Origin of the sequence: Dactylococcopsis salina PCC 8305, assembly GCF_000317615.1 — a bacterium.
Classification (GTDB): Bacteria; Cyanobacteriota; Cyanobacteriia; order Cyanobacteriales; family Rubidibacteraceae; genus Halothece; species Halothece salina.
Window position 1 is genome coordinate 1,160,993 of record NC_019780.1, and the last position, 26,452, is coordinate 1,187,444.

General features: G+C 42.1%; 23 protein-coding genes and 1 pseudogene. 14 read left to right on the top strand and 10 right to left on the bottom strand.

The annotated features are described in order from the left end of the window. The gene (locus DACSA_RS05880) at positions 1-1,338 is read right to left on the bottom strand and encodes an ATP-grasp domain-containing protein (RefSeq protein ID WP_015228868.1); all 1,338 of its coding nucleotides are present in this window, start codon (positions 1,336-1,338) and stop codon (positions 1-3) included. 170 nt (positions 1,339-1,508) lie between these two features. Then, positions 1,509-2,348 (bottom strand): O-methyltransferase, encoded by an 840-nt coding sequence (locus DACSA_RS05885; protein ID WP_015228869.1) that lies wholly within the window; start codon positions 2,346-2,348, stop codon positions 1,509-1,511. Between the two features lie 632 nt (positions 2,349-2,980). On the opposite strand from DACSA_RS05885, the gene DACSA_RS05890 reads away from it, so the two are divergent. Next, complete coding sequence (locus tag DACSA_RS05890; RefSeq protein WP_015228870.1) at positions 2,981-4,357, top strand: MFS transporter; 1,377 nt, start codon at positions 2,981-2,983, stop codon at positions 4,355-4,357. A gap of 386 nt (positions 4,358-4,743) precedes the next feature. Here the strand turns inward: DACSA_RS05890 and pdhA are convergent, their stop codons facing one another. Next, a complete protein-coding gene (pdhA, locus tag DACSA_RS05895; protein WP_015228871.1) occupies positions 4,744-5,778 on the bottom strand; it encodes a pyruvate dehydrogenase (acetyl-transferring) E1 component subunit alpha in 1,035 nt (344 codons plus the stop codon). A gap of 198 nt (positions 5,779-5,976) precedes the next feature. Between pdhA and DACSA_RS05900 the strand changes: the two genes are divergently transcribed. The 5 genes from DACSA_RS05900 to DACSA_RS05920 all read left to right on the top strand — a co-directional run bounded on the left by DACSA_RS05900 (position 5,977) and on the right by DACSA_RS05920 (position 12,887). Further along, positions 5,977-8,037, top strand: a complete 2,061-nt coding sequence (locus DACSA_RS05900; RefSeq protein WP_015228872.1) for an ARC6/PARC6 family protein — start codon at positions 5,977-5,979, stop codon at positions 8,035-8,037. Between the two features lie 145 nt (positions 8,038-8,182). Further along, positions 8,183-9,586, top strand: a complete 1,404-nt coding sequence (locus tag DACSA_RS05905) for an NAD-dependent malic enzyme (RefSeq protein WP_015228873.1) — start codon at positions 8,183-8,185, stop codon at positions 9,584-9,586. Between the two features lie 435 nt (positions 9,587-10,021). Then, a complete protein-coding gene (locus DACSA_RS05910; protein WP_015228874.1) occupies positions 10,022-10,303 on the top strand; it encodes a ribbon-helix-helix domain-containing protein in 282 nt (93 codons plus the stop codon). A gap of 66 nt (positions 10,304-10,369) precedes the next feature. Then, positions 10,370-11,917, top strand: coding sequence for a hypothetical protein (locus DACSA_RS05915; RefSeq protein ID WP_041235356.1), 1,548 nt, complete (start codon positions 10,370-10,372; stop codon positions 11,915-11,917). Positions 11,918-12,095: 178 nt separating this feature from the next. Further along, positions 12,096-12,887, top strand: coding sequence for a YdcF family protein (locus DACSA_RS05920; protein ID WP_015228876.1), 792 nt, complete (start codon positions 12,096-12,098; stop codon positions 12,885-12,887). Here the strand turns inward: DACSA_RS05920 and DACSA_RS05925 are convergent. Beyond that, the gene (locus DACSA_RS05925) at positions 12,884-13,510 is read right to left on the bottom strand and encodes a Uma2 family endonuclease (RefSeq protein ID WP_015228877.1); all 627 of its coding nucleotides are present in this window, start codon (positions 13,508-13,510) and stop codon (positions 12,884-12,886) included. The two genes, DACSA_RS05920 and DACSA_RS05925, sit on opposite strands and share 4 nt — an antisense overlap. Positions 13,511-13,913: 403 nt before the next feature. Here DACSA_RS05925 and sodX point away from each other — a divergent pair, with 403 nt between their 5' ends. After that, complete coding sequence (gene sodX, locus DACSA_RS05930; RefSeq protein WP_015228878.1) at positions 13,914-14,261, top strand: nickel-type superoxide dismutase maturation protease; 348 nt, start codon at positions 13,914-13,916, stop codon at positions 14,259-14,261. Between the two features lie 104 nt (positions 14,262-14,365). Here sodX and DACSA_RS05935 read toward each other — a convergent pair whose 3' ends face one another. After that, positions 14,366-16,654 (bottom strand): RelA/SpoT family protein, encoded by a 2,289-nt coding sequence (locus DACSA_RS05935; RefSeq protein ID WP_015228879.1) that lies wholly within the window; start codon positions 16,652-16,654, stop codon positions 14,366-14,368. Positions 16,655-16,852: 198 nt separating this feature from the next. On the opposite strand from DACSA_RS05935, the gene patD reads away from it, so the two are divergent. Next, entirely contained in the window at positions 16,853-17,215 is a 363-nt protein-coding gene (gene patD / locus DACSA_RS05940) for a heterocyst frequency control protein PatD (protein WP_015228880.1), read from the top strand. A 4-nt stretch (positions 17,216-17,219) separates the two neighbouring features. Further along, complete coding sequence (locus DACSA_RS05945; RefSeq protein WP_041235713.1) at positions 17,220-18,842, top strand: dipeptide ABC transporter ATP-binding protein; 1,623 nt, start codon at positions 17,220-17,222, stop codon at positions 18,840-18,842. A gap of 47 nt (positions 18,843-18,889) precedes the next feature. On the opposite strand, the gene DACSA_RS05950 is transcribed toward DACSA_RS05945, so the two are convergent. From DACSA_RS05950 to DACSA_RS05970, 5 genes and pseudogenes are all read right to left on the bottom strand, one after another. Next, entirely contained in the window at positions 18,890-19,111 is a 222-nt protein-coding gene (locus DACSA_RS05950) for a hypothetical protein (RefSeq protein WP_015228882.1), read from the bottom strand. A gap of 48 nt (positions 19,112-19,159) precedes the next feature. Further along, a pseudogene (locus DACSA_RS22465) lies at positions 19,160-19,288 on the bottom strand (type II toxin-antitoxin system RelE/ParE family toxin); the annotation flags it as partial. Between the two features lie 25 nt (positions 19,289-19,313). Continuing rightward, positions 19,314-20,003: a DevA family ABC transporter ATP-binding protein gene (locus DACSA_RS05960; protein WP_015228883.1), complete on the bottom strand. Its 690-nt coding sequence runs from the start codon at positions 20,001-20,003 to the stop codon at positions 19,314-19,316. A 75-nt stretch (positions 20,004-20,078) separates the two neighbouring features. Next, the gene (gene devC, locus DACSA_RS05965) at positions 20,079-21,254 is read right to left on the bottom strand and encodes an ABC transporter permease DevC (protein WP_015228884.1); all 1,176 of its coding nucleotides are present in this window, start codon (positions 21,252-21,254) and stop codon (positions 20,079-20,081) included. Positions 21,255-21,267: 13 nt separating this feature from the next. Beyond that, on the bottom strand, positions 21,268-22,437 hold the full coding sequence (locus DACSA_RS05970; protein WP_015228885.1) for an ABC exporter membrane fusion protein: 1,170 nt from the start codon (positions 22,435-22,437) through the stop codon (positions 21,268-21,270). Positions 22,438-22,576: 139 nt separating this feature from the next. Here DACSA_RS05970 and DACSA_RS05975 point away from each other — a divergent pair, with 139 nt between their 5' ends. Genes DACSA_RS05975 through ald form a run of 5 tightly spaced genes read left to right on the top strand, consistent with a single transcriptional unit; the run spans position 22,577 to position 26,285 of the window. Next, complete coding sequence (locus DACSA_RS05975) at positions 22,577-23,206, top strand: TetR/AcrR family transcriptional regulator (protein WP_015228886.1); 630 nt, start codon at positions 22,577-22,579, stop codon at positions 23,204-23,206. 13 nt (positions 23,207-23,219) lie between these two features. Further along, entirely contained in the window at positions 23,220-23,354 is a 135-nt protein-coding gene (locus tag DACSA_RS22470; RefSeq protein WP_015228887.1) for a hypothetical protein, read from the top strand. After that, positions 23,347-24,942, top strand: a complete 1,596-nt coding sequence (dacB, locus tag DACSA_RS05980) for a D-alanyl-D-alanine carboxypeptidase/D-alanyl-D-alanine endopeptidase (RefSeq protein WP_015228888.1) — start codon at positions 23,347-23,349, stop codon at positions 24,940-24,942. Before DACSA_RS22470 ends, dacB begins: the two co-directional genes overlap by 8 nt. A 33-nt stretch (positions 24,943-24,975) precedes the next feature. Then, a complete protein-coding gene (locus DACSA_RS20355) occupies positions 24,976-25,260 on the top strand; it encodes a hypothetical protein (protein WP_156800680.1) in 285 nt (94 codons plus the stop codon). Beyond that, on the top strand, positions 25,206-26,285 hold the full coding sequence (gene ald / locus DACSA_RS05985) for an alanine dehydrogenase (protein WP_015228889.1): 1,080 nt from the start codon (positions 25,206-25,208) through the stop codon (positions 26,283-26,285). Before DACSA_RS20355 ends, ald begins: the two co-directional genes overlap by 55 nt. Positions 26,286-26,452 lie beyond the last annotated feature (167 nt).

The following is a 26,452-nucleotide window of genomic DNA, read 5'->3' on the forward strand; positions in this document are numbered from 1 at the left end:
TTAATCTCCTCCTAATTTAACGATTTTGCCGATATTAAAGTCAATGCGAAGCCAATCTTGAAAAGTTTTGAGAGTGCTTAAAAGTAATAGGGGAATTTGCCAATGATGGACAAATAAAAAGGGTAAGGGATCATCTTTGCGAAAAATGCCATCTGTTCCTTGAGAAATTTTTTGCCACCAGTTTTTTAAGTCTTTGCGCGATCGAATTTCTGTTAAGCGCCAAAGTTCGTGATAAAGCCAATAGGTGGGTTTACTTTCGGGTAAAGGAGAAATGGGTTGAGGATGATTATTGTCTTCTAAATAAGCAGCAGGAAGATCAGGATGATCGTGAAACATGGTAATCGCAGAATGAGTCCGAGGATTACATTCTACGGGATAAATTGTGCCATCTGGCGTTTGTATAAAGTCAAAGGAAATTTGACCCGTGAGTTTTAATTCTTTAACGAAATGACTCACCCAAGCGAGAATTTCTGGGTTATTAACTTGCTCATAATTTACCTGAAATGGAGAGGATTTTGAGCAACAATGGACTTGAATTTTACCATCACGAACAGTGCTATGAGTACAAAATTCTTGTCCTTTAATAAACTCTTGCATTACCCAGGGATTTTCTTCGGTAATCGGGAGTTTACTGATATAGTCTTCCATCCCGTCAAAGGGTAATTTAGTTAAGTCTAACCGTCGCACTGAGTCATAGTTAATACTTTTAATAATGTACTGACTACCATCAGCTTGAAAGTCGAAATCTAAGACTTGTTGGGGAGAGGTGAAACGAAAAACTTTTGGGGCTGATAGTCCTAATTCTCTCGCTTTTTTGCAAAATTCATATTTGTTATCTAGCATTGCGGTGATATCTGGATCAAAATGAATTACCTCACAACCTGCTTTTTGGAGTAAAGGTTTAGCCGTAGAATCGTAATAACTGGAAACAGGACTACAAACGGGAATAAAGACGTTGATTTGTTCTTTTTTAACGATGTTGAGTAAGTCTTGACGGTAGGTTTCAGGGTCTTTTTCTGGTGTCGCAACTGTGTAAAATTTGCTCACCGCTTGCGAGGTGCGATGACCAGAAAGCCAGTATTTATGAGTTTCTACGAGAAAAACGGTGTGACCGGCTTGATAAAACGATCGCGCTAGTTGTAGCGATTTTGTCATTTTTCCCCCAGTGATTAAGATACGCTTAGGGGCATCGATCGGTTTTTGTTTCAGTTTTTCTGTGGTCAGATATGAGAATAAAACTGTGATTAGGTTAATGGGAAATGCAATTAAGAGTAGGGTTAATGTTCCGATGGTTTTAAAGACGGAATTAAGCCTCGATCGAACAAAGAGAAGTGTCATTGTTAGTTGTTAGTTGTTATTTGTTATTTGTTATTTGTTATTTGGTAAGACCGTAATCAGTTAAACAGTAAAAGATTGATTGATTATCAATTTACTGGTCACTGATCACTGGTCACTGGTCACTGGTCACTGATCACTGGTCACTGGTCACTGGTCACTGGTCACTGTCTCTAGAGTTTTCTAATCATGGTTAAACCATCACGAAGCGGGAGTAAAACTTGCTCAACTCTGGGATCGTCTGCAATCATTTGATTAAATTGCGCGATCGCTTCTCCGTTTTCGTTGCGCTGTTGTGGGGGTAAATAGGCTTGTCCTTGTAACAAGGTATTATCAACAAAAATATAACCACCAGATTCTAATAATCCCTCATCCATTAAAAGCCGATAATAATCTTTATACCCTGTTTTATCCGCATCAATAAACGCTAACTGGAAGGTTTCTCCTTCGCTGGCTAACTTTTTCATGCTTTCTAATGCTGGATCAACGAGGATAGTGATTTTATTTCCGTGAGGAGACACATCAAAACAATCACGACCAAATTGTGCGGTATAGGGGTCAACTTCGCACGCGATTATTTTACCGTCTTCGGGAAGTGCTTCCGCCATGGCTAAGGCGGAATATCCAGTAAACATTCCGATTTCTAAGATACGTTTCGCTTTGGTCATGTGAACGAACATTTTTAGCGTCTGTCCTTCAATATGACCAGAAAGCATTTCTTGTTCTAGTTTACGGACGGTTTCTCCATCAGAAAAACATTTACTCCAGTCCTCTTCGCGGGTTTTTCGATCGAGGTTTGCTAGGGCTTCTGATTCTGATGTTGTGACTTGATCTAGATACGGATCGAGTCCTGATCCGAGTTGAAAAGCAGCATCGATCGCGCTTTGTAAGTTTTCGGAAACGCCTTCTTGTTTGGCTTGTTCGACGATTCCTTCGAGTTTTTCGACTAAAATTCCTAAAGGAGTAACAGGTCTAGCGGTTTTCTGAGTGGGCTTTTCGTTGGTAATTGTCATTTTTTTCTATAAATTCAGTTTTGACAGGATGAAAATGGTCATCGCCGTTCTTATCTTAGAATAATGTTAAGAAAAATGTCACGATCGCGCTCTTTTTTCAAAATTGATTTTTGGGAAGGAATGGTTTCGCCCCCTTACCCCCAAGTTTGGGGGAACTCTTTGCCGGTCGCCCCCTCACCCCCAAGTTTGGGGAACGAGAAATCGGTCTTATGGGTGATTTATGATGGCTAGATTATATGAATGCTACGAATAATCCCCCCCTAACCCCCCCTTTGAAAGGGGCAGGGCTGTTTCATTCTATTTTTTTGGTTATTCCAGATGTTAGGAATAGCAGGGGTTTTACGGCTTTTTTCTTAAGAAAAAGCCAAATTAGAAGAAATTGGCGCGATCGCGCCACCCCGTAGGGGTTTTTAGGCGATCGCTTTCGATTTTAACACCGAGAATGAAACAGCCCTGCTTTGAAAGGGGGGGGATCAGGTAATCGGTTTGTAGCAGGCTTTTTGTATTTCATATTACTTCCGATAGATGACAAAAATTAAACAGGAAAGGGCGATCGAATCTTTGCTAATGCTTAATATAACTCCATAATATAAGAGAATAGTAATAAGAAAGTTTAAGTCTATTTCATTTTTATGACATCAACTCCCTTAGCAGAAGATAAACTCTCGATTTCCACTCGCATCGCCTACGGAATCGGAGATTTCGGTCCGTCGATGTCGTTAAACGTTTTGATCATCTTCTTCTTTTTCTTCTTAACCACTGTCGCTGGTGTTCCTCCCAATATCGCTGGAACGATTTTATTAATTAGTAAAGGCGGTAATGCGATCGCGACTTTGATTGTAGGATCACTGAGCGATCATACTCGTAGTCGCTGGGGAAGGCGACACAGTTGGATGTTAGGTAGTGCGCCGTTTTTCGCCCTTAGTTTTGCCCTCCATTGGTGGGTTCCGCCGCTTACTTCATGGGGACTTTACAGTTATTATCTACTGGTGGCGATCGTGTTTCAAGTGAGTTTTGCTTGTTTCTTAATTCCTTATAGCGCCCTCCTCACCGATATCAGCGAAAATAATAAAGAACATATTCGTCTCAATGGTTGGCGATTTAGTTTTGCAATGGTAGCAAGTACATTTTCCTTGTTATTGATGCAGGTTTTAACCATTGGTAATGACGAACCGCAACGACAACTTCCGATTTTAGGCACAGTTTGCGCGATCGCGATTTTAATTTCTATTGGCTGGTGTTGTTGGGGAACAGAAGAAGCGGAACTTAAAGCCGCCTCTCGTCGAGTGAACTTCCAAGACTTAAAACAAATCGCCAGCAATCGTCCGTTTTGGCTACTTTTGGGAATTTATGCCTTTTCTTGGATGGCGTTATTAGTTGCGCCGACGATTCTCCCTTATTTTATTGTCAATAATTTACGACTTCCAGAGTCAGCGATTACCTCAATTACTCTGATTATGAAAATTGCCACATTTGCGGCTTTATTTATCTGGAAACCGATCAGCGAGTGGTTGGGTAAAAAAGCGAGTTTTTGGTTAGGAATTAGTATTTGGATCATCGGAAACTGTGGATTGTTTTATCTACAACCAGAACAACCACAATGGATTTATTTCATCGCTGCTTTACAAGGAATGGGAATGGCGGCGGCTTATTTGATTCCTCCTTCAATGGTCCCTGAAGCGATCGACTGGGATGAGTTAAAAACGGGTCAAAGACGGGAAGGAGTTTTTAATAGTATTATGTTGTTTGCGAATAAAATGGCGCAGGCTTTAGGACTATTTTTATTTGGACAAATTCTGTCTTTTGCTGGGTTTCGGGAGTCACTCCCGCCGATGGAACAACCAGAGTCCGCGATCGGTGCGATTGCAATTACCGTAATTTTGTTACCAACGCTTCCTCTTATCGGTAGTTTAATTTTATTATTCTTTTATCCGATCGATATCGAAACCCATCAGCAAACTGTCTTTAAGTTACAGCAGCAACGATCGACCCAAACCAGCAACCAGTAATCGTAGGTTGGGTGACAACCCAACATCAACCATGTAGGTTGGGTAACAACCCAACATCAATCAATCATCAATTAAGTAATCGTAGGTTAGGTGACAACCCAACATCAACCATGTAGGTTGGGTAACAACCCAACATCAATCAGAATCGTAGGTTCGGTGACAACCCAACATCGTAGGTTGGGTGATAACCCAACATCAATCAATTATCAATTAAGGAATCGTAGGTTCGGTGACAACCCAACATCAATCAGAATCGTAGGTTCGGTGACAACCCAACATCAATCAATCATCAATTAAGAAAAGCCAACATCAACCTTTGTTGGGTTACGCTGTCGCTTCACCCAACCTACGTCTTCACTTGGCTTCACCCAACCTACGTTGATCGATTACTCGTCTTCAGCGAAGATGTAACGCCGCAACGCTTCTGGATCAGGTTCAGGGCTGCTTTCTGCGTACTCTACCGCTTCATCAATTTCTTTTTGCACTTTTGCCTCAATATCAGAAAGTTCCTGTTTTGTCGCTAAATCCTGTTCTAACAAATAAGCCTCTAACTTTTTAATCGGATCACGCGCCATCCAAGTTTCTTTTTCTTCAGGAGGTCGCAACTCATCGGGATCAGCGAGAGAATGACCGCGAAAACGGTAAGTTAAAGCCTCAATTAAGGTGGGACCTTCACCAGCGCGAGCGCGAGCAACCGCTTCTTGTGCGGTGGAATACATCGCTAAAACATCCATCCCATCCACTTCGACTCCTTCCATCCCAAACACGCTGGCTTTTTTATAAATTTCGGGTTGGGAGGTGGCTCGATCGTGCGCCATACCAATTGCCCATTTATTATTTTCCACCACAAATAAAATTGGTAACTTCCATAAGGCCGCCATATTCAAACATTCAAAAAACTGTCCATTATTGGTCGCACCATCACCAAAAAAACAAGCCGTCACCTGATCCGCATTAGGATTTTTCAAAACTTCTCGACGGTATTTGCTTTGAAATGCTACCCCAGTCGCTACAGGAATCCCCTCCGCAACAAACGCATATCCCCCTAAAAGATTATGTTCTGCGGAAAATAAGTGCATTGAGCCGCCGCGCCCTTTGCTGCAGCCAGTTTCTTTTCCGAAAAGCTCTGCCATCACTTCTTTTGCTGGCACACCTGCACTGAGTGCGTGAACGTGATCACGATAGGTGCTGGCGACATAATCTTCATTTTGACGCATGGCTTTAATCACACCACTGGAAACGGCTTCCTGACCATTGTAGAGGTGAACAAAACCAAACATCTTACCCCGATAATACATTTCGGCACACTTATCTTCAAACAAGCGTCCGAGGATCATGTCTTCATAAAGGATAAGTCCTTCTTCGTGGCTAATTTGTGCGGGTTGAGGTTGAAAAGTAGGTAAAATTCTTTCAGCGACCATAGATTTTGTATGATTTGGGAAAAGGTTGACAGTTAATTGGACAATGGAGGAAAGACAATTAATAATCAATTGAAATTTCCTAACCAGTCTAACGACCAACCGCGAAAAATCGACGCGGGGGAATTAGAATTTAATTGTCAATTCTCAATTGCTAATTGTCAAATGTTAATGTACTGCTCAAGACTGGGGACGTAAACTGTGCATATTCCTCTCGATTATTACCGAATTATTGGTCTGCCTTTACAAGCCACTGCTGAACAAATTGAGCAGGCTTATCAGGACAGACTTCGCCAAACTCCTCACTCGGAGTTAAGTCAGGGAACACTAGAAGCTAGAAAAAGTTTATTAGATTCAGCTTATGAGGTATTATCAGACCCTGAACAGCGCAGCGAGTATGATGCCAATTATCTACTTAGCACTTATGACGTGGAAGGGGAAGAAACCGTTGCTTTACCTCAAATTCAAAGGGAGGAAGAAGCGGCGGCTGTGGCTGCCCATACGCCAAGAATAGAAGTAGAAACGCCGCAACAGTTACTCGCTACGTTATTAATTTTATACGAACTTGGGGAATATCAGCGAGTGCGTGATCTGGGAGAGGAGATGTTAGCGCATCCCGATCGCCCAGAAGGGGAAGAACTTTCGCCCCCCATGCAAGGGGATTTAATTCTAATTTTAGCTTTATCCTGTTGGGAGTTAGGACGAGAGTTTTGGCGACAGGAGGAATATGAAGCGGCTGGCGAGGCGGTAGGAAAAGGACATCAGCTTCTCTGGGATTGGGATTTATTTTATCAGTTGCGATCGGAAATGGGGGCGGAGTTGGACAAACTTTGTCCTTATCGGATTTTTGAGTTACTTTCCCAACGAGATTTTAAGGAGAATGCTATTCCGAGGGCGATCGAGCTTTTGCAAGGAATGTTTGAGAAAAGGGGAGGAATTGACGGAGAATTACCCGATGATTCAGGATTGAATGTGGATGAGTTTCTGCATTTTGTCCAGCAGATTCGCGAATATTTAACTACCAGTGAACAGGAGGAGTTATTCGGCGCAGAAGTACAACGCCCGTCGGGGGTGGCGATGTATTTAGCAGGTTGTGCGTCACTGGCGAGGGGATTTGCTTATTTAGAGCCTTATTCTGTTGTGAAAGCGCAGGGATTATTCCGACAGTTGGAAACCTCCCATAGTTCAAAAGGCGATCGAGCGGATGTGTATTTAGAGGAGTCCATTTGTGCGCTACTGCTAGGGGAAACGGAACAGGCGATCGAGTTGATGGAGAAAAGCCAAGAAACCGACTCGATCGAGCAGATACAGACTTATGCCGCGCAAGCAGAGGAGTCTCCTGATCTGCTTCTGGGATTATGTCAATATGCGAAACAGTGGTTAGAGTCTTTTCTCTTCCCAAAATTCTTGGATGTGGCGAATCAAAAGGCAAACTTAAAAGACTATTTTGCTAGTGAGTCGGTACAGCAAACCCTAGAATCTTTTCAAGGGGAGGAAATTCCATCGCCAGAACCTGAAACCACCTTTTCTCCTCCTCCAGACTTTCATCGCGATCGCTCTCCAAACACCTCACCAGACAGGAAACATTCCTCTTCTTGGGAGGATAGACGATCTCATCGTCGTCGGAAAAAGCCTTTACGCTTCCAGTCTCGCACGTCACGGATTATTGGTTTGATTCTGTTAACGGGAGTGGGGTTAAGTGTGATCGCGCTAGTGTTGTTTGGATTTTATCAAGGGGTTAGTGCGTTATGGTCAACTCTCGTTAATCCCAATAGTAATCGCTCTGAACGTTCCTCGATCGCCCTCGAATTAAATGCGCCGCCAGTTGCGATTCCTACGCCCCAATCTTCGGAAGATGACGCTCGATCGACCCTTAACCGTGCTATTGGGGAACAAATCGTCCGCACTTGGTTAAGCAGTAAAGCACAAGCATTAGGCTCTCAAAATCAAGCCTCTGCTTTAGCAGAAATTCTCACTGATCCGTTGCTTTCTTCTTGGGAGTTACGTTCTCAAACCTTTGAAAATAATAATACCTATCAACAATTTCGTCACAGCGTCACCATTGAAAGCGTTTCTTATGCTGCGGAAAATCCCGATCAAGGTGAGGTCATCGCGACAGTGCGCGAAGTGGCTAAATACTACCGCAATGGGAATCAGATTCCCTCTCAATCTTATGATTCAACTTTAAGAGTGCGTTATGATGTTGTTCGCCAAGACAAAAACTGGCGCATTGAGGACATAACTGTCATTGAAGAATTGTAACTTAAAATACAATAAAATAGTAACCCAAATCTTATGCACTCCCCCTAACCCACTAGGAGGGATTAACCAAATAACCAATAACCAATAACCAATAACCAATAACAAATAACCAATAACAAATAACCAATAACAAATAACAAATAAAATGACAAAATTAACACCAAATGCCAGCTATAGTCTTGCGATCGAGTTATCGTATCCCAATCAGCCAGGGATGTTGGCTCAAATCACGAGCGCGATCGCCCAAGCTGGGGGAAATCTCGGTGATATTCTACTCGAAAGTCAGACTCTTAATTTAATTCAACGGCGCTTGATTGTGGATGCTTATAGTAGTGAACAAGGAGAAGCGATCGTTCAAGCCTTACGAGGGATTCCAGAAGTAAACATCCTCACCGTTTGCGATCGAACCTTTGAGTTACATCGCGGCGGAAAAATTCGCATCCAGAGTCGCATTCCAGTTAAATCCCAATCTGATCTCGCAATGGCTTACACTCCAGGGGTAGGGAGAATCTGTCGCTCGATCGCGCAAAACCCAGAAACCGTTTATTCTCTCACCATCAAAGCCAATACCGTCGCCGTTGTCACCGATGGCAGTGCCGTTTTAGGATTGGGGAATTTAGGGGCGGCGGGGGCGTTACCCGTCATGGAAGGAAAAGCCCTGTTATTTAAGGAATTTGCCGATATTGATGCCTTTCCCATCTGTTTAGACACCCAAAACCCAGAAGAAATTATCACTGCGGTGAAACAGATTGCCCCCGTTTTTGGTGGCATTAACTTAGAGGATATCAGTGCGCCGCGTTGTTTTGAAATTGAACAGCGTTTAAAACAAGCGTTAGATATTCCCGTTTTCCATGACGATCAACATGGCACAGCAATTGTTGTTTCCGCCGCGCTATTTAATGCCCTCTCTCTCGTCAAAAAAGCGCTTGCTGAGGTGAAGATTGTCATCAATGGGGCTGGGGCTGCAGGAATCGCGATCGGGCGTTTATTGAAGCAAGCAGGGGCAAATCCCGATCAAATCATGCTTTGTGACTCAAAAGGGATTATTTCCAGTCAGCGTGACCATTTAAGCACCGAAAAACAAGAATTTGCCGTCAAAGCAAACGGATCATTAGCCGACGCGATGAAAAATGCCGATATCTTTATCGGGGTTAGTGTGCCAGGAATTGTCACCCCAGAAATGGTAAGCTCAATGGCAGTTGAGCCCATTATCATGGCAATGTCAAATCCGATCCCAGAAATTCAACCCGAATTAGTGGCGGATCAGGTAGCAGTCATGGCAACTGGGCGTAGTGATTATCCGAATCAGATTAATAACGTTTTAGCCTTCCCAGGGATTTTTCGCGGTGCATTGAATTGTAGAGCCTCTGGTATCACTGTTGAAATGTGTTTAGAAGCGGCTCGCTCGATCGCGTCTTTAATTTCCCCAGAGGAACTAAATCCTAACTATATCATTCCGTCCGTCTTTGATGAAAGAGTGGTAACAGCAGTTACGGAAGCAGTGGAAAAAACAGCAACAAAAGAAGGAATAACCTTATACCATGCGTGAATAATTGGCGCTACACACCATCCCATTATTCCCCCCAATCATCGGGGGGTTAGGGGGGATATACTGTTACCTGATTTTTTGAAAATGGTATTAATACCATTTTGGAAAAGTCAAGTTACCTTAAAGCCCCCCAACCCCCCAAGTTTGGGCAGGGCTGTTTCATTCTATTTTTTTGCCTTTTCCAGATGTTAGGAATAGCAGGGGTTTTACGGCTTTTTTGTTAAGAAAAAGCCAAAAAGTAAGAAAAAGCGTTCGATCGAACGTACAATAAGGGGTTCAGGCGATCGCATTCAATTTTGACCCCGAGAATGAAACAGCCCTGCCAAGTTTGGGGGGCTTAAGTCGTCGATACTGTAGCGCCAATTCTCCAAAATGGTATAACCTTAATTCTGTTTAAAATGATCGATAAGTAAGTTAAATCAAAAATTTAGTCAAATGTCAAAAACAACAGAAATAACCTTACAATTACCAACCGAATTACTGGAAACAACTGAAGCCTTAATTAAAGCAGGAAAAGCAAACAGTTTAGATGAGGTTATCACGCAAGCATTGCAACACGAAATCAATCAATTAAAGAGTGAACAGCCTTCTTTCAACTCATCTAATGATTTTAATAATGATCCGATTTGGCAACTTGGAAAAAAACCGATTGCAATCGACATAACCGATGCTTCAGAAAATCTTGATCAATACCTTTATAATACTTTTTGTAATTAATTTTAGACAAGCAGGGTTTACGAATTTACCTTAAACATTAATTAAGAAATCAATAATACACTAACAATGATGGCGCGTAGAGAATTAGAAGAAAAAGCAAGTAAGAGTCATAAAAAAAAGAATAAATGGGTGATCCGCTTTGAACAAACAATGGCGTTGATCGCCTTAGTCAATTTAGGTTTAGTTTGTATTGATATTAGTTATATTCCCTTCCGAAACTTCTACTTAAAAGAATTTAGATTATTAGTTCAAGGATTAAACTATATTCCCAAATCAGAATTTATTGAAAAATATACTCCGATATTAATTGAAGGTTATCGGCAAATTCCCGACTCGTTTTTAGAACAAACTCCTCTTCTCGCCCAAGGCTATGATTATGTTAAAGGAATTAAACCTCATCCCGAAACCGAGGAATATTTACAAACCGTTGAAATTTTAAAACAACAAGTTACAAAAACGGGTTTAGCATCTTATCAAACTCAACGGATATTAGAAGATTTACGCCAACAAAGTCTTGAGATTATCCAAAATAATCCCTTTGAAGTTGCTAACAAAACAGGAACATTAGAAACCATTAAAGATCGGATGCGAAACCAAGTCGGAGTTAATTCTGCAAATCAAGCCTTTCAGGAATTTTGGACATCTGATTATTTAATTCAAAACGAATACGAAAAACAGATTCAATTTTTTGATCAGAAAATAAATAGCTTAATCGAAACGAATTATTTACGAGGAATTGACCCCGAAACTGGAGAATTTATCGATCGATTCTGGCTTCTAGACTTACCATTTGTCATTTTATTTGCCATTGAATTTACGGGACGCACTTATTTAATCCACCGCCGACATATCGGGTTAAGATGGATTGATGGTATGATGTGGCGTTGGTATGATGTATTTTTATTTTTTCCGATCTTTCGCTGGTTACGGATTATTTCTGTCACCACACGGGTAGATCAATCCGATTTAATTAATTTAGAATCTGTAAAACGCCAAATTTCTCAAGGATTTGTTGCGAGTATTGCTGAAGATATCACCGAAATTGTTTTTGTCCGTTTAGTGAATCAATTACAAGGTTCATTGCGTCGGGGAGAACTAAAAAAGGTTATCTCAGAAGCGAATACTAAACAGTACATTGATCTCAATGATACGAATGAAGTCGCAGAACTGAGTAAATTATTTGTTCAATTAGCAGTCTATCAAGTTTTACCAAAAATTCGTCCTGATGTGGAAGCGATCGTGCGTCATAATGTAAGAAAGGTGTTAGAAACATCTCCTGCATTTCAAGGATTAAGACAAGTCCCAGGATTAGAACGGTTTGAAAGCCAACTCACGGAACAATTTGTCACCTTAGTTTATCAAGTGATTTATGATGCTATTATTGGGGCATTAGAAGAAGACCCCGAAGCGGAAAAACTGATTGAAGAATTAGGAACAAATCTCACAACAGTTTTAACCGATGAAATGCAGGGGAAACAAACGATCGAAAAAATGCAGTCTTTACTATTAGATTTATTAGAAGAAGTAAAAGTGAATTATGTAGAACGTTTATCGGAGGAAGATGTAGAGGAATTATTAGAACAAACCAGGCGCTTACGTCAAGGTTACAAATAGAGATAAATCGCCGCAAATTCCCCCAAACTTGGGGGTTAGGGGGCGCACCTATAATTTATTTTCAAAAAGTCAGGTAACAGTTGATCCCCCCAAACCCCCCTTATTAAGGGGGGCTTAGTTGGTCGTTAATGTAGCACCAATTATTTAAAATGGTGTAATTTATTTTTCTGATGATGTTATGTTCTTATTTTTATCAAAATTTCTCCCTTTATTTGTCTATCCACTAGGATTAACCACACTACTTTTATTAGGGGGATTAATTCTAGCTTGGAAACGTCCGCAATTGGCATTATTACCAATGGGAATCAGTGTAATTGTAATTTTCCTTGCTGGTAATGCTTGGGTGAGTTCTCTTTTAGTTCAATCATTAGAATGGCAACAAATCCCTAAAAAAGAATTACCAGAAGCAGAAGCAATTATCTTATTAGGAGGATCAACAAGAGTTCCCACGCCGCCCCGGAAAACTGTAGAAATAACCGAAGCGGGCGATCGCGTTTTGTATGCCGCCCATCTTTATAAAGAAGGAAAAGCACCGCTAATTATCGCTACAGGTGGACGAATTACTTGGCTAAAAAATTCGCCTCCAGAAGCAGATAGTATGAAAATTTTATTAACTGAAATTGGTGTTCCAGAAGAGGCAGTTATAGAGGAAAAACAAGCACTTAATACTTATCAAAATGCCGTTTATACGAAAGAGATTTTAGAACAACGTGGGATTAAGAAATCACTTTTAGTGACTTCTGCATCTCATATGCCTCGATCGATGCTAGTGTTTAAAAAACAGGATATTAATGTTATTCCAGCCCCCACAGATTTTACCGTTACCCAACTAGACTGGGAACAATTACAAAGCACTCCCCAGGTCACAATTTTAAATTTAATTCCTGATGCGGGACGATTGCAGCAAACCACACAAGCACTCAAAGAATATATTGGAATTGTTGTCTATTGGTTAAAAGGTTGGATTTAACCACCAACACTTAAAATCTGTTCCGCCGTTAATTTTAAGTTTGGGAAAGTCGGTGAAATAATACTCTGATTTCCTCGGAATTGTTGGATTTGATAATCCCCATCAACCAGAGTACAAATAGAAAGAGTCGGTTGTTTAGGTTTCCCAATGTGTCGAGTTCCTCCTAAACCGAAATAGTCTGCAATCCAATACTCTGGAATCCCTAAAACGGCATAATCTTCCACTTTACGGGCATAATCATTTTGCCAGTTGTTGCTAACAACTTCGGCAACAAATTTAATAGAATTACCAAGAGTGAGGATTGATTGATCCAACCAAAGCGGTTCTTTAGTGAGTTCATTTCGATCGACCACTGCAACATCAGGTCTAAAGGCGGTTAAACTAGCATTAAAAGGGCGTAATAATCCTCGTTGTAAGACAAACCAAGGTAAACCCTTTTTCTCAATTTCAACACAGATTTTAGCAGTAATTAAGGCAGCAACTTCCTCATGGCGACCATTGGATTCCAAATCAAATACTTCTCCATCAATTAACTCATAGCGGTTATCGTCGCCATACCGATCGAAAAATTGATCAAAGGTCAATGGCTGCTGTGGGATGATGTGATTAGTTGCAATAGTCATCACTGAAAACCGTTTTTCTTTAAGCCTACTATAGATAAAAAGTAGGTTGGGTAGAGACGTTCCATGGCACGTCTCCACGCGAAACCCAACACAAATTATAATACCATTTTCAAAAAGTTAGGTTACAGTATATCCCCCCTAATATCAGGTTCGCTCGATCGATGATAAAGAGTAGATAAAGAGTAGGCCCTAGTGAAGCGAAGCGAAACCCAACACACATTATAAGCAATTACCCGAACTTGATATAACCCCCCTCTGAAAGACAGTGTATCCCCCCTAACCCCCCTTTGAAAGACAGTGTATCCCCCCTAACCCCCCTTTGAAAGGGGGGAACAATGGGATGGTATGTAGCGCCAATTATTCACCCATGGTATAAGTAATTACCTGAACCTGATCTTTAGAAATGGAATTACCAGATATTTCTGTTCGAGAATTTTTACTTTGGATTTTGGGAAAACGGAAGCGATTTCGGGTGAAAGGAAATTCTATGCTTCCTTTACTTAAACCAGAAGAAGAGGTTTTGATCGATCGAGGCTGTTATCAAGATTCATTACCAAAAGTGGGAGAGATTGTTGTAGCAAAACATCCGACAAAAAGCGATTTACAGTTAATTAAACGAGTCACCCTTGTATCAGAAAATGGCAGTTGTTTTCTGATGGGAGATAATCCCGAAGAAAGCACCGATAGCAGACAATTTGGTAAGGTAAATCGAGAACAAATTATTGGTCGTGTTACCTGTCGGTTTGGTTAATTTCCCAATCTCTAGTGATTTGAGATTAGCCCCCCAACCCCCAAGTTTGGGGGGAAATAAAAAATTATTTCAATCATGGCAGGTTTTCAGTGTAGGTTGAAGAATTATTCATGGCTGTGATGAACGCGGCGCAGTTTTAAAACATCACTCATTTGTTTGATCTGATTAAAACAATACTGCATTTGTTGATGATCTTTCACTTCCATCGAAACACTAATTAAAGCGGGTTTTCCTTTTCCCGTTTTGACGCTGGCATTGCTAAGATTAATATGTTGGTCGCTGAGACGAGCGAGAATGTCTCGGAAGATTCCCACCCGATCGATCACTTCGATTTCCAAATCAACGGTATAAGTGGGAGCGCGACCATTGCCATTAGTGGGATTCCAATCCACAGGGATCACGCGATCGCTCTCTGTATTTTCCACATTAGAACAGTCTTGACGATGAATGCTTACGCCTTTAGTGCGAGTCACTACCCCCACAATGGGTTCACCTGGAAGGGGAGAACAACATCCCGCGCGATGATACATTAACCCCTCTACCCCTGCGATCGGGGCTTTACTTGTAGTACCATGATGATTATTCCGAGAAGTAGTGGTGGGGAGACTTTGTATTGTTTCCTCTTCTAAATTTCCGATCTCGTCGGTTTTCTCTACCGCTTCCTCTTGCAAAGATTCTTCCCGTAACTTACTGGCAACAGAATTAGTGGTAATCTCCCCATAGCCCACCGCCGCCAGTAAATCGTCAACGCTTTGATGGTTACAACGCTCGGCGACTCGTTGCATTCGATCGGACTTAAATAGTGAATCTGATCCTGATTTTCCCACTACTTTTTCTACCATACTCCGTCCACGAGTAATATTTTCTTCGCGATGAGAACGTTTATACCATTGACGAATTCGATTACGCGCACTGGGAGTAACCACAAAGTTTAACCAATCTAAACTGGGATGACTGTTTTTGCTGGTAATAATCTCGACAATATCGCCATTTTTCAAAGCAGTATCTAAAACCGTCCAACTGCCATTAACTCGTGCTCCCTTAATATGATTCCCGACTTCGGTATGGATATGATAAGCAAAATCGACAGGAGTCGCACCGCGAGATAATGCGACCACATCCCCTTGCGGCGTAAAGACAAAAACATCATCTTCAAAGAGATTATCCCGAATGCTTTCAATGTATTCTTGAGCATCTTTGAGGTCATTTTGCCATTCTAAAAGTTGTCGTAACCAAGTAAACTTCTCATCCTCGGCGGTAAACTTAAAGTCGCTTGTTCCCCCTGTTTCCTTATACAACCAATGGGCGGCAATCCCGTATTCGGCGATATAGTGCATTTCTAGGGTTCGGATTTGCATTTCGATCGGTTTTCCATAACCACCAATCACCGTTGTATGTAAAGATTGATAGCGGTTCGGTTTCGGTAAGCCAATATAATCTTTAAAGCGACCTGGAATGGGCTTAAACTCATCATGGATAATCGCCAAAGCGCGGTAACAGTCTTCTCGCGTTTTTAGAATCACTCTCACCCCAGCTAAATCGTAAATTTCAGCAAAGGTTTTTTGCTGCTGTTGCATTTTCTGGTAAATTCCATATAAATGCTTGGGACGACCTTTTAACTCTTCTACTTCTATTCCCCCTTGATCAAAGCGTTTCTGTAAGGCTTCCGTTACGGTTTGGATTCTTTTTTCTCGATCGGTGCGTCGATCGGCAACTAACTCTCGTATTTCTTGAAATGCCTCTGGTTCGAGATATTTAAAGGATAAATCTTCCAATTCCCACTTAAAACTCCCAATTCCTAACCGATTCGCCAAAGGCGCAAATATTTCTCTGGTTTCGAGGGCAATTTGTTTCTGTTTTTCGGGTTTCAGATGTTGTAAGGTTCGCATGTTGTGGAGACGATCGGCGAGTTTCACCACAATCACCCGAATATCTTTCGCCATCGCCAAAAACATCCGCCGAAAGTTTTCCGCTTGACGTTCAGTTTTACTGGAAAAGTTAAACTTAGAAAGTTTGGTTACTCCTTCTACCAAATGGCGCACACTTTCGCCAAATCTTTCTTCGATTTCCTCACAAGTTACTTCTGTATCTTCTACAATGTCGTGTAGGAAACCAGCGCCGATCATGGCACTTCCTCCCCCTAAATCCCGAATCAACCCCGCAACAGCGACGGGATGGGCGATATAGGGTTCGCCCGATCGCCGATATTGACCTTCGTGTAGTTCATAGGCAAACTGAAACGCATCCGCGATTAAGGCTACATCTTCATTGTCTTGGTTCGGATCATTAGCAATTTCGATACAGTCTTTTAACCACTGGGGAAGCGGTGTGTTATATTCAGTTGGGGTTTTTAGTGCGTAGAGCAAAGCTCGTGTCGAAGACATCGCATCCATAGGGTTTGCAAAGGGTGTGTTCTACAATGTTCTACTAATTCTGATGACATTTGCTTGTCATGTCAAAGGGGATATGCTGTCGTTTCCTTTTTCAAAAGGACGGTTAACCCTTTCCCCGCTAGGGGGATTAGGTTGATGTTCCTCAGTTTAAACAGTTTATGGTTAATTCAGGTTATCGTAACTTAAACTCGGTCAATTATGTTACCGCTATCTTATCGGGAACGTTATCAGCGTTTTTTAGAAACTTTAAAGCAGTTACAAGAAACGCTTGATCAAGAGGGTGATCAAGTGACTCGGAAATCACTTTTTTCGCAACTTCAACAACAATTTCAAGGAGAAATTATGTCTCTCAAAGGTGAAACCTTGACTGGAGAAACGTTCTCCCGTTGGCAATCTTCCCAAACCGAGGTTCATCGGATTATGCGCTTGTTACAAAACGATATGATGTTTTTGCAAACGTCACGAAATAATGACACTTTTCAAAAACGTTTAGCAACCGTGCGCGATCGCGTGGGAAAATTGATTGATTTCGCCACTGCTTTTACCCAGAATGACGATTAATAAAATGTCTGATGTTTTGCTTACTCTGAAGCATCTAAAAGTTAGCTACTTCGATCGAGTTTCTTCTAGTGTAACAACTGCGGTTGATGATGTTTCTCTATCCTTAGAAGCAGGGGAACGTTTAGGATTAGTGGGAGAGTCTGGTTGTGGAAAATCCACGTTAGGGCGTGCGATAATGCGTTTATTACCGAATGCAATTGTGGAAGGGGAGTTAAACTTTCAGGGAGAGTCGATTTTAAGCATGACTCCGCAGCAGTTGCGACGGTGTCGGGGAGAAGCAGTTTCTCTCGTGTTTCAAGACCCCATGACGCGGTTAAATCCCTTGATGACCATTGGAACGCATTGTGTTGAGACATTAAGGGCGCATCGTCCTCAATTATCTGATCAGGAAGCAAAAAAAAGCGCGATCGAGGTTTTAGAAACGGTTAAAATCCCTGCGAGTCGTTGGTCACAATATCCCCATGAATTTAGCGGTGGAATGCGTCAACGGGTCGCTATTGCTTTGGCGTTGTTATTAGAACCCAAATTAATTATTGCTGATGAACCAACCACCAGTTTAGATGTTACCGTTTCTGCTGAAATCTTACAAGAATTAACCCGATTATGTCTGGAAAAAAATGTTGGGTTACTGTTAATTTCCCATGATTTAGCGTTAGTAGGAACATACTGCGATCGCGTCGCGGTCATGTATCAAGGAAAACTGGTGGAATTAGGAAAAGCGAAACAAGTTTTATCTGAACCGAAACATAATTATACCCAGTCATTATTAAAAGCAGCGCTACTGCTTCATCTTCCGCAAAAAAAACGGGAAAATGCAACCACAGAAAAGCCAATTCTAGAAGTCAAAAATTTAGTTCAGCATTACACTTTAGAACAAAATTTAATCCAACAGTTACTCAAAAAAGAACCCACTGTGATTAAAGCAGTGGATGACGTAAGTTTTAATTTATTTGCAGGTGAAATTTTTGGTTTAGTGGGAGAATCAGGTTGTGGGAAAAGCACCCTTTCTCGCAGCATTTTACAGTTAGTGCGTCCCACTTCTGGTAACGTTATTTTTTCAGGGGAAAATTTAAGTCAGCTATCTGAGGCACAAGTGCGGCAATTTCGTCGTCAGATTCAGATGATTTTTCAAGACCCTTTAGCCTGTTTAAATCCGTTAATGAAAGTGGGAAATAGTATTGCTGATCCATTATTTATTCATCAGTTAGCAACAGGAAAAGAAGCAAAAGAAAAGGCGAAATATCTTTTAGAAAAAGTGGGGTTAACGCCAGTGGAGGAATATTACGATCGTTATCCTAAAGATTTATCTGGAGGTCAACAACAACGGGTTTCGATCGCGCGATCGTTGATTACTAATCCTCAATTAATTATTTGTGACGAACCAGTGAGTATGTTAGACGCAACAGTACAAACGCAAGTGTTAGAGTTAATGTTATCCCTGAAAAAGGAATTTAATTTAACCTATTTATTTATTACCCATGATTTATCTGTAGCAAGATTTTTGTGCGATCGAATCGCAGTGATGAATCAAGGAAAAATTGTCGAATTAAAAGCAACAGAAACCCTATTTAATTCTCCCGAACATCCTTACACAAAAACCCTTTTAAATGCAGCCCCCAGCTTTTAAAGCAAACCTGATCAAAACCACTTCTCCAGCTTTATAAACCTTTAAATTCACAACTCTTCATCATAAATAGCATCAGCTTCACTGTAACCTCTGAAAAATTCTTCTGTACTCAGATGTTCCCAATCAGCATCTTCCAAAGAAGAATCAAAACTATCTTCTGATACAACAAAAACGGCTCGAACTCGCTTATTTTTACAATGAATTAAAGGTTTATCCAGTGTAATATGACCTTGCTCATCTACAATTCCAGTTAATTCAAATTCCTGCATCTTTACCTCAACTCACGCTTTATTAAGCAAATCCTAATTAACAATTTAAATGCGATCACCGACGATCTTTCCTGCTTGCAGCCGTTCAATGAGGGGTTCTAAATCTTTGCGAATCGATCGATAACGTTTGGCAAGTTGAACGAGGTCTTTAGTTTGTCCCGCATACACGCACTTCAACTAATATAGCAAAAGAGTTGTGGGATCACGAAGGAGCTTTTGATAGTCGCCCATCTTCCATATAGATAATCCGATCGGCGATATCCAGAATGCGGTTGTCGTGAGTCACTAAGAGGATGGTGCAACTCTGTTGTTTCGCTAAGTTATACATAATCTCCACCACATCACGACCCGATTTTTTATCCAGGGCTGCGGTGGGTTCATCAGCCAGAACAATTTTAGGATGACTGACTAACGCCCGCGCAATAGCAACCCGTTGTTTTTGTCCCCCAGACAAATCACTGGGATAATAATGAAGACGCTCTCCTAATCCTACCTTTTCTAGCATTGTCGCGGCTTGCTGATGACGTTCCTCCTTGCGCCATCTCCCGTGAACTTCTAACCCCATCTGTACATTTTCCAAAGCGGTGAGACTATCATGTAAATTGTGGGCTTGAAAAATATACCCATTATCTCGTCTGGCGCGGACTAACGCCTCTTCCTTCGCCTCAGAAAGTTCATGTCCGACCACTTGTAAACGACCCCTCTGCGCCGCTCGTAAACCGCCGATAAGGGTGAGGAGAGTAGTTTTTCCAGAACCCGATGGTCCTGTCATAATGACAATTTCTCCTGATGCAATTTCCAAGTTAATGTTGCAAAGAACTTGTTTTTGCAGTTTTCCAGAGCCAAAATAATGATCAAGCTCTTGGACAACGATCGAAGCATTTTGTTTCATAGTGCAATTTAATTTTATTAGTGAGAAACCGATCAACTTAGTTTCCCCCAAACTTGGGGGCTAGGGGGCATTTCCCTAGAAAATATCGGCAGGATCGGCCGCTTGTAGTCGTCGTGTCGCGATCGCGCCTGAACCAACGCACATTAGAAACGTAAGAAAAAACACAATCGCCCCCCGACTAACAGAGCCTACAATCGGAAGCGCCGTCGCCGCTGCTGTAAGTTGATAAGCACCCAAAGCGATCACCGTCCCAGGAATAAACCCCAAAACAGACAAAATTAAAGCCTCTTCAAAGACAATCATCAATAAATACCGATTGCGATAACCCATCGCTCGAAATGTGGCGTACTCTCCAAGATGGCTATTTACATCAGTGGATAACACCTGATAAACAATCACCATCCCAACAATAAACCCCATCACTGACCCCAACCCAAACACAAAGCCAATGGGAGACTCTGACTGAATATCATTCAATTCAAACTCCACATATTCGGGATGAGTAAACACTTGAACATCTTGCGGTAAACGTTCTTCTAAGGCAAGTTTCACCGCTTCTGGATTAGCCTCTGCTGCCATCTCAATCAATCCGATGCTAACCGTTCCCGCTTCTCGTCTGGGAAACAACCGCAGAAAATTTTGATCGCTGGTAATCAACGCCCCATCATCAGCAAAAGATGCACCCACAGTAAACAACCCTCTAATGGTTACGGTTTCGGAGCGAATTTCTGTTGTGATGGGCTTTCCCTGTTCTAGCAACGCAATTAGTTCTTGATAATTTCCTCTAGAGGCGCGATCGAATAACACGGTATCGGGTAGGCGAAGGGTGTCCAGTTGTTCGTTGATTTCGGGTAAGTCTAACATAGGTCTTTCGGGGGTTTGACCCACCACCAACATTGAGGCTTTTTCCCTGGTTTGCGGATTTTGCCACTGAATTGATCCCAAATACATGGGATCAGCCGCAATCACACTCGGCACATCAAGGGCTTGATCAAGTCGCCGTCGGGTAAATGTCCCTAACTGTCCAAAATTCTTGGCTTCCGTGCTGAGAATGACTAAATCGGCTTGAAGGGCGCGAGGATATTGGGTATTGCTTTTGTAAAGCGCGTCTGCAAAACCTAGTTGCATAAAAATTAGAATATCAGCAAAGGTGATTCCCGCGATCGCGGTCAATAATCGCATGGGGTCACGCTTCAGTTGTAAAAATCCGATGGGCGTTCGTTCTCGCAAAATTTGGAAAGGACTAAACATTGTTATTCTCTCCCTATTCAGTGATAATCTTGACGGTGACTTGTAAATTGCTTAACCCCGCCACTTTCTCACGGGATGCGGAATCTAGCTGAATCGAAACTTCGATCACTTTGGCATCGGTATTCGCCGCGGGGTCTATATCAACTACTTGTTGTCGTTCCACTTGTAAGCCAATCCGCGCTACTGTTCCTTGTAATTTTTCCTCAATGACAGGAGAGGTAATGGTGACAGGTTGACCTACTTTAATCGCTGGGATATCGCTTTGATAGACTTCTGCGATCGCGATCATTTGCTGGGTTTCGCCAAGGGTAACAATGCCTTCACTGTCAATGGTTTCCCCCGATCGAGTGTGAATTTTAATGATCTGTCCCTCTTGCGGCGATCGCACATAGGCTTTTTCTAGGCGAGTCTGGGCTTCTCTCACCGCAGTGGTGGCGGCGACGACTTCGGCTTCGGCAAATTCGAGATCAACAGTGCGAACTTCCGCCAGTTGTTCTAGAGTAGCTTTCGCCTGTTGAATTTTTTCATCACTGGTACTTTTTAACCGCGCTAGTTCCGATTTTGCTACCTGAACTTGTTGGCGAGTGGTGATGAAGGTGAGTTCCCGTGCATCTCTTTCTGAGGCGGAAATTGCTCCTTGCTGATATAACGATTCATAGCGCTGGTATTCCATGCGGGCGTTTTCCATTTCCGCTTCTAAGCGTCTAATGGTGGCTTTTTGACTGGCGATCACTCCTGCTTTTTCCGCTTTCAGGCGAGAAATTTCGGCTCGTTGCGCCTCTAATTCGCCAGTTTTCGCCCCTGCTTTCACTTGGGCGAGTCGCGCTTTGGCAATGCGAACTTGCTCTTTGGCGCTGGCGAGAGTGGCTTCTAGGGTGTCTTGGTTAGCCAACACTGCAATGATTTGTCCAGGTTGAACCCGATCGCCTTCTTCCACCAATAACGCCTGAATACGGCTTTCTTGGGCGGATGTGGCGGCGGTAACACGAATCATTTCTCCTTCTGGTTCCAGTCGCCCTAAAGCGGTCACTGTGGCAGGTTCTGGGGTTAACTCTGTTTCAGGGGCTGCTTGCTGGGGTTGATCCCTTGACAGGCTTTGGAAACTGATGACACCGATTACTCCTACTGTCGCCACGATCGCGATCCAACGTCGCGGTTGGTTAATTACTACTTTGCTATTCATTGCTAGATAACAACTCGTTTTTTTATTATACTAAACGGTTTGGTACGATTTGCCATACAGATTAATTTAATTTTTAGATCAATTCAGTCTGAAGAGTGAGCTATCCTAGAGGATGTCCTTAGTTGAACAATAAGCAATCATGTCTGGAGATTCCTTTACCCTGCCCAAAAGAGAACGATCGCAAAAGATGCAAGCTATCTTAGAAGGGGCATTACAGGTGTTTATGGTGCAGGGATACGCGGCGACAAGTATGAATCGTATTGCTGTGGCGGCAGGAGTTTCCAAATCGACTTTGTATAGTAATTTTGAAGATAAAAAAGGGCTATTTTTAGCCCTCATTCAAGAATTAACTTATTCTAGTCGTCAAGAGGTTTTTAATTTACTGTCTCAGTCGGATTTACAAGCCCCTCCCGAAGTAGTCTTGCGACAGATTGCGCGACTCATGCTGGACAGTTTTCAAAAAAATCAGCCGTTGTTAAGTTTTATGCGATTGGTGATCGGAGAATCAGAGCGATTTCCTGATGTTGCGACAACATTTGTCGTACAAATTCAAAAGCCGATGTTAGAGCAGTTAACGCTTTATTTAGCCTCTCAAACGCAACTGCAACTCAGCGATCCAGAAGTGGGGGCGCGGGTTTTTGCAGGGTCTTTAGTGCATTATCTCATTATCCAAAACTTATTGGGTGGAGAAGAAGTTGTTCCCCTTGAGCGCGATCGCATGATTGATGGTTTAGTTACTCTAATTACAGGTTCAGTGTCAAAGGCTTAACCGTTAAAAAATTATGCTGACGCTTAACGTCCAAACGATCGATCTAACGGATGAACAATTTTACCAACTTGCCATATCTAACCCAGAAATTCCAATGGAACGATCGAGCAAAGGAGAACTAATTATAATGAATCCTGTCAATGAATAATAAATTTGTAATTCCGAGAAAACTTTTCCCTATTTTATTGATTAAAATTATCTTTTTTCCTTTACTTTTAGTTACCCCTTCAGTCAAAGCAGCAACTGAGGAATTTTGTCCAGAAGCATTACCGCAAAAGCTCGATCGATTGATTACTGCTTCAGAAAAAGAATCGCGTTGGGGAATTTTGATTCAACCATTGTTATCGGAAAGAATCTTATATCAAAGAAATGCAGAAAAGTTGTTTATTCCCGCTTCTAATGTTAAACTTTTTACCAGCGCGATCGCGCTCAATCAACTTCATCCTGAGTTTAGAATCATTACCCCTGTTTATACTGAAGGCGATTCTCCTCACCTTCAGAAATTACAAATTATTGGACAAGGTGATCCCAGTTTAAGAACAAGTGATTTAGAAAAACTGGCAGCAACTTTAAGCAAAAATAATGTTAGCTCGATCGAAACCCTTGTTTTACAAAGTGGATATTTTTCCCAACCAAGAATTAATTCAACTTGGGAATGGGAAGATGTTTATGCCGCTTATGGAACAGGAGTTAATGATTTTATTTTAGATGAAAATGCAGTCACTTTAACCTTACGTCCCCAAAGTATTGGAAAAGCAGTAATTGCAGATTGGAATAATAATATTGCAGCCGCCCAATGGAACTTAAATAACCAAGCAACCACCGCACCCGTAAACACAGATTATCGCATCCAATTACAAGGAAAACTGGGAACATCACAACTAAATTTAACGGGAAAACTCCCTCAAAACATTAAGACAGATGTTTGGCAATTAGCGATTCCTCAACCCGATCGATATTTTCGAGATACGTTATTAAATGCGTTAGCTGAGAGAGGAATTACTGTTAATCAAGTTCAATTTTCTGATTCGGAAATAAGAATCCCCCCTAACCCCTCGATCATCGGGGGGAATAATCATGTAAGTTTTATTTCTCCTCCTCTCAAGGAGTTGATTGTAGAAATTAATCAAAATAGTAATAATTTATATGCAGAAGCCTTATTAAAAACCCTGATTGCTAGAAGCGGAGAGGAGATCATTACAGAAGAATTAACGCGATTCGGGATTCCTCCCAATCATTATCAATTGGTTGATGGATCAGGACTTTCTCGACGAAATTTAGTTACTCCCAGCGCGATCGTGCAATTATTAAAAACCATGTCAAACGGTGAAAATGCAGCAACTTTTCGATCGTCTCTCGCCGTCGCTGGAATTAATGGAACATTAAAAAATCGTTTGCAATCAACTATTTTACAGGGAAACTTACAAGCAAAAACGGGAACTTTGACGGGAATTTCTGCTCGATCGGGTTATGTTAATCCCCCCAATTATCAGCCTTTAGTTTTTAGTATTCTTTTAAATCATTCTCAAGTTTCACCCTCACAACAAAGAGACATGATCGATCGAATTTTATTACTTTTATCGCGCCTTAAAACCTGTCAAGACAGAAGTAGGTTGGGTGGAGGTAACGAAACCCAACAACAATATTCGTTATTCGTTATTCGTTATTTGTTCACTGGTCACTGGTCACTGGTCACTGGGAGACGTTCCATGGAACGTCTCTACATTGGTTACTGATCACTGATCACTGGTCACTGGTCACTGCAATGGGTGGAGGTAACGAAACCCAACAACAATATTCGTTATTCGTTATTCGTTATTTGTTCACTGGTCACTGGTCACTGGGAGACGTTCCATGGAACGTCTCTACATTGGTTACTGATCACTGATCACTGGTCACTGGTCACTGCAATGGGTGGAGATAACGAAACCCAACAACAACAAGGTTCGCTGCCATGTTGTAGCATGATTAAATTAGACCATGAGAGAAGGACAATCAGATGGAAATTGGCGTTCCCAAAGAAACAAAAGATCAAGAGTATCGCGTTGGGTTAACTCCTAGTAGTGTTCGCAGTTTATGTGAACAAAAGCATCAAGTATTTGTAGAAACCCAAGCTGGGGTAGGAGCAGGGCTAAAAGATGAGGACTATCAACAAGCAGGGGCAACGATCGTCACAGAAGCCAAACAAGCCTGGAACCGAGAATTGGTGGTAAAAGTCAAAGAACCCCTTCCCGATGAATACATCTATTTAGAAAAAGGTCAACTCTTATTTACATATCTTCATCTTGCCGCCGATCGCGTTCTTACCGAGGCGCTGATCAATTCTGGAATTACCGCCATTGCTTACGAAACCGTTGAACTCCCCAACGGAAAACTCCCTCTTCTCAACCCCATGAGTATCATTGCGGGACGCTTATCCGTGCAATTTGGCGCTCATCACCTAGAAAGACAACAAGGGGGACGTGGCGTATTATTAGGAGGCTTTCCTGGGGTAAGATCAGGGCGTGTCGTCATCCTCGGCGGTGGGGTTGTCGGAACAGAAGCAGCGCGAATCGCGGTGGGAATTGGCGCACAGGTGCAGATTTTAGACGTGAATGTGGAACGTTTAGGAGAACTAGAAAACCTCTTTGGTTCACGGGTGGAACTCCTTTACAGTAATTCCTCCCAAATTGAAACCGTTGTTCCCGATGCTGATTTACTCATTGGGGCGGTTTTAACCACGGGAAAACGCGCGCCAAAATTGGTGACACGGGAGTTAGTGCAACAAATGCGTCCTGGAAGCGTAATTGTTGATGTTGCGGTTGATCAAGGGGGTTGTGTGGAAACTTTGCAAGTGACTTCCCACAGTCATCCCACTTATGTAGAAGAAGGAGTCGTTCATTTTGGCGTTCCCAATATGCCTGGGGCTGTTCCTTGGACAGCGACTCAGGCGCTTAACAATAGTACGCTTCCTTATGTGATTCAACTGGCAAATAAGGGGTTAACCGCATTAGAAGAAAACCCAATTCTTGCTAAGGGGTTAAATGTTCAGAATCAACAATTAATTCATCCTGCGGTCAAAGAAGCCTTTGATCTATAACTAGGGTTTGCTGAAAAAGTTCATGTTTTCGGTGTAGTAAGGCAAAAGGCAAGTTGCCTTAGGCAAGAGGTAAAAGGCAAGATGGGGGAGATGGGGAAGATGCAGGGCTGTTTCATTCTTGGGGTCAAAATTGAAGGCGATTGCGCTCCGCGCACCGAGCGCTGCGC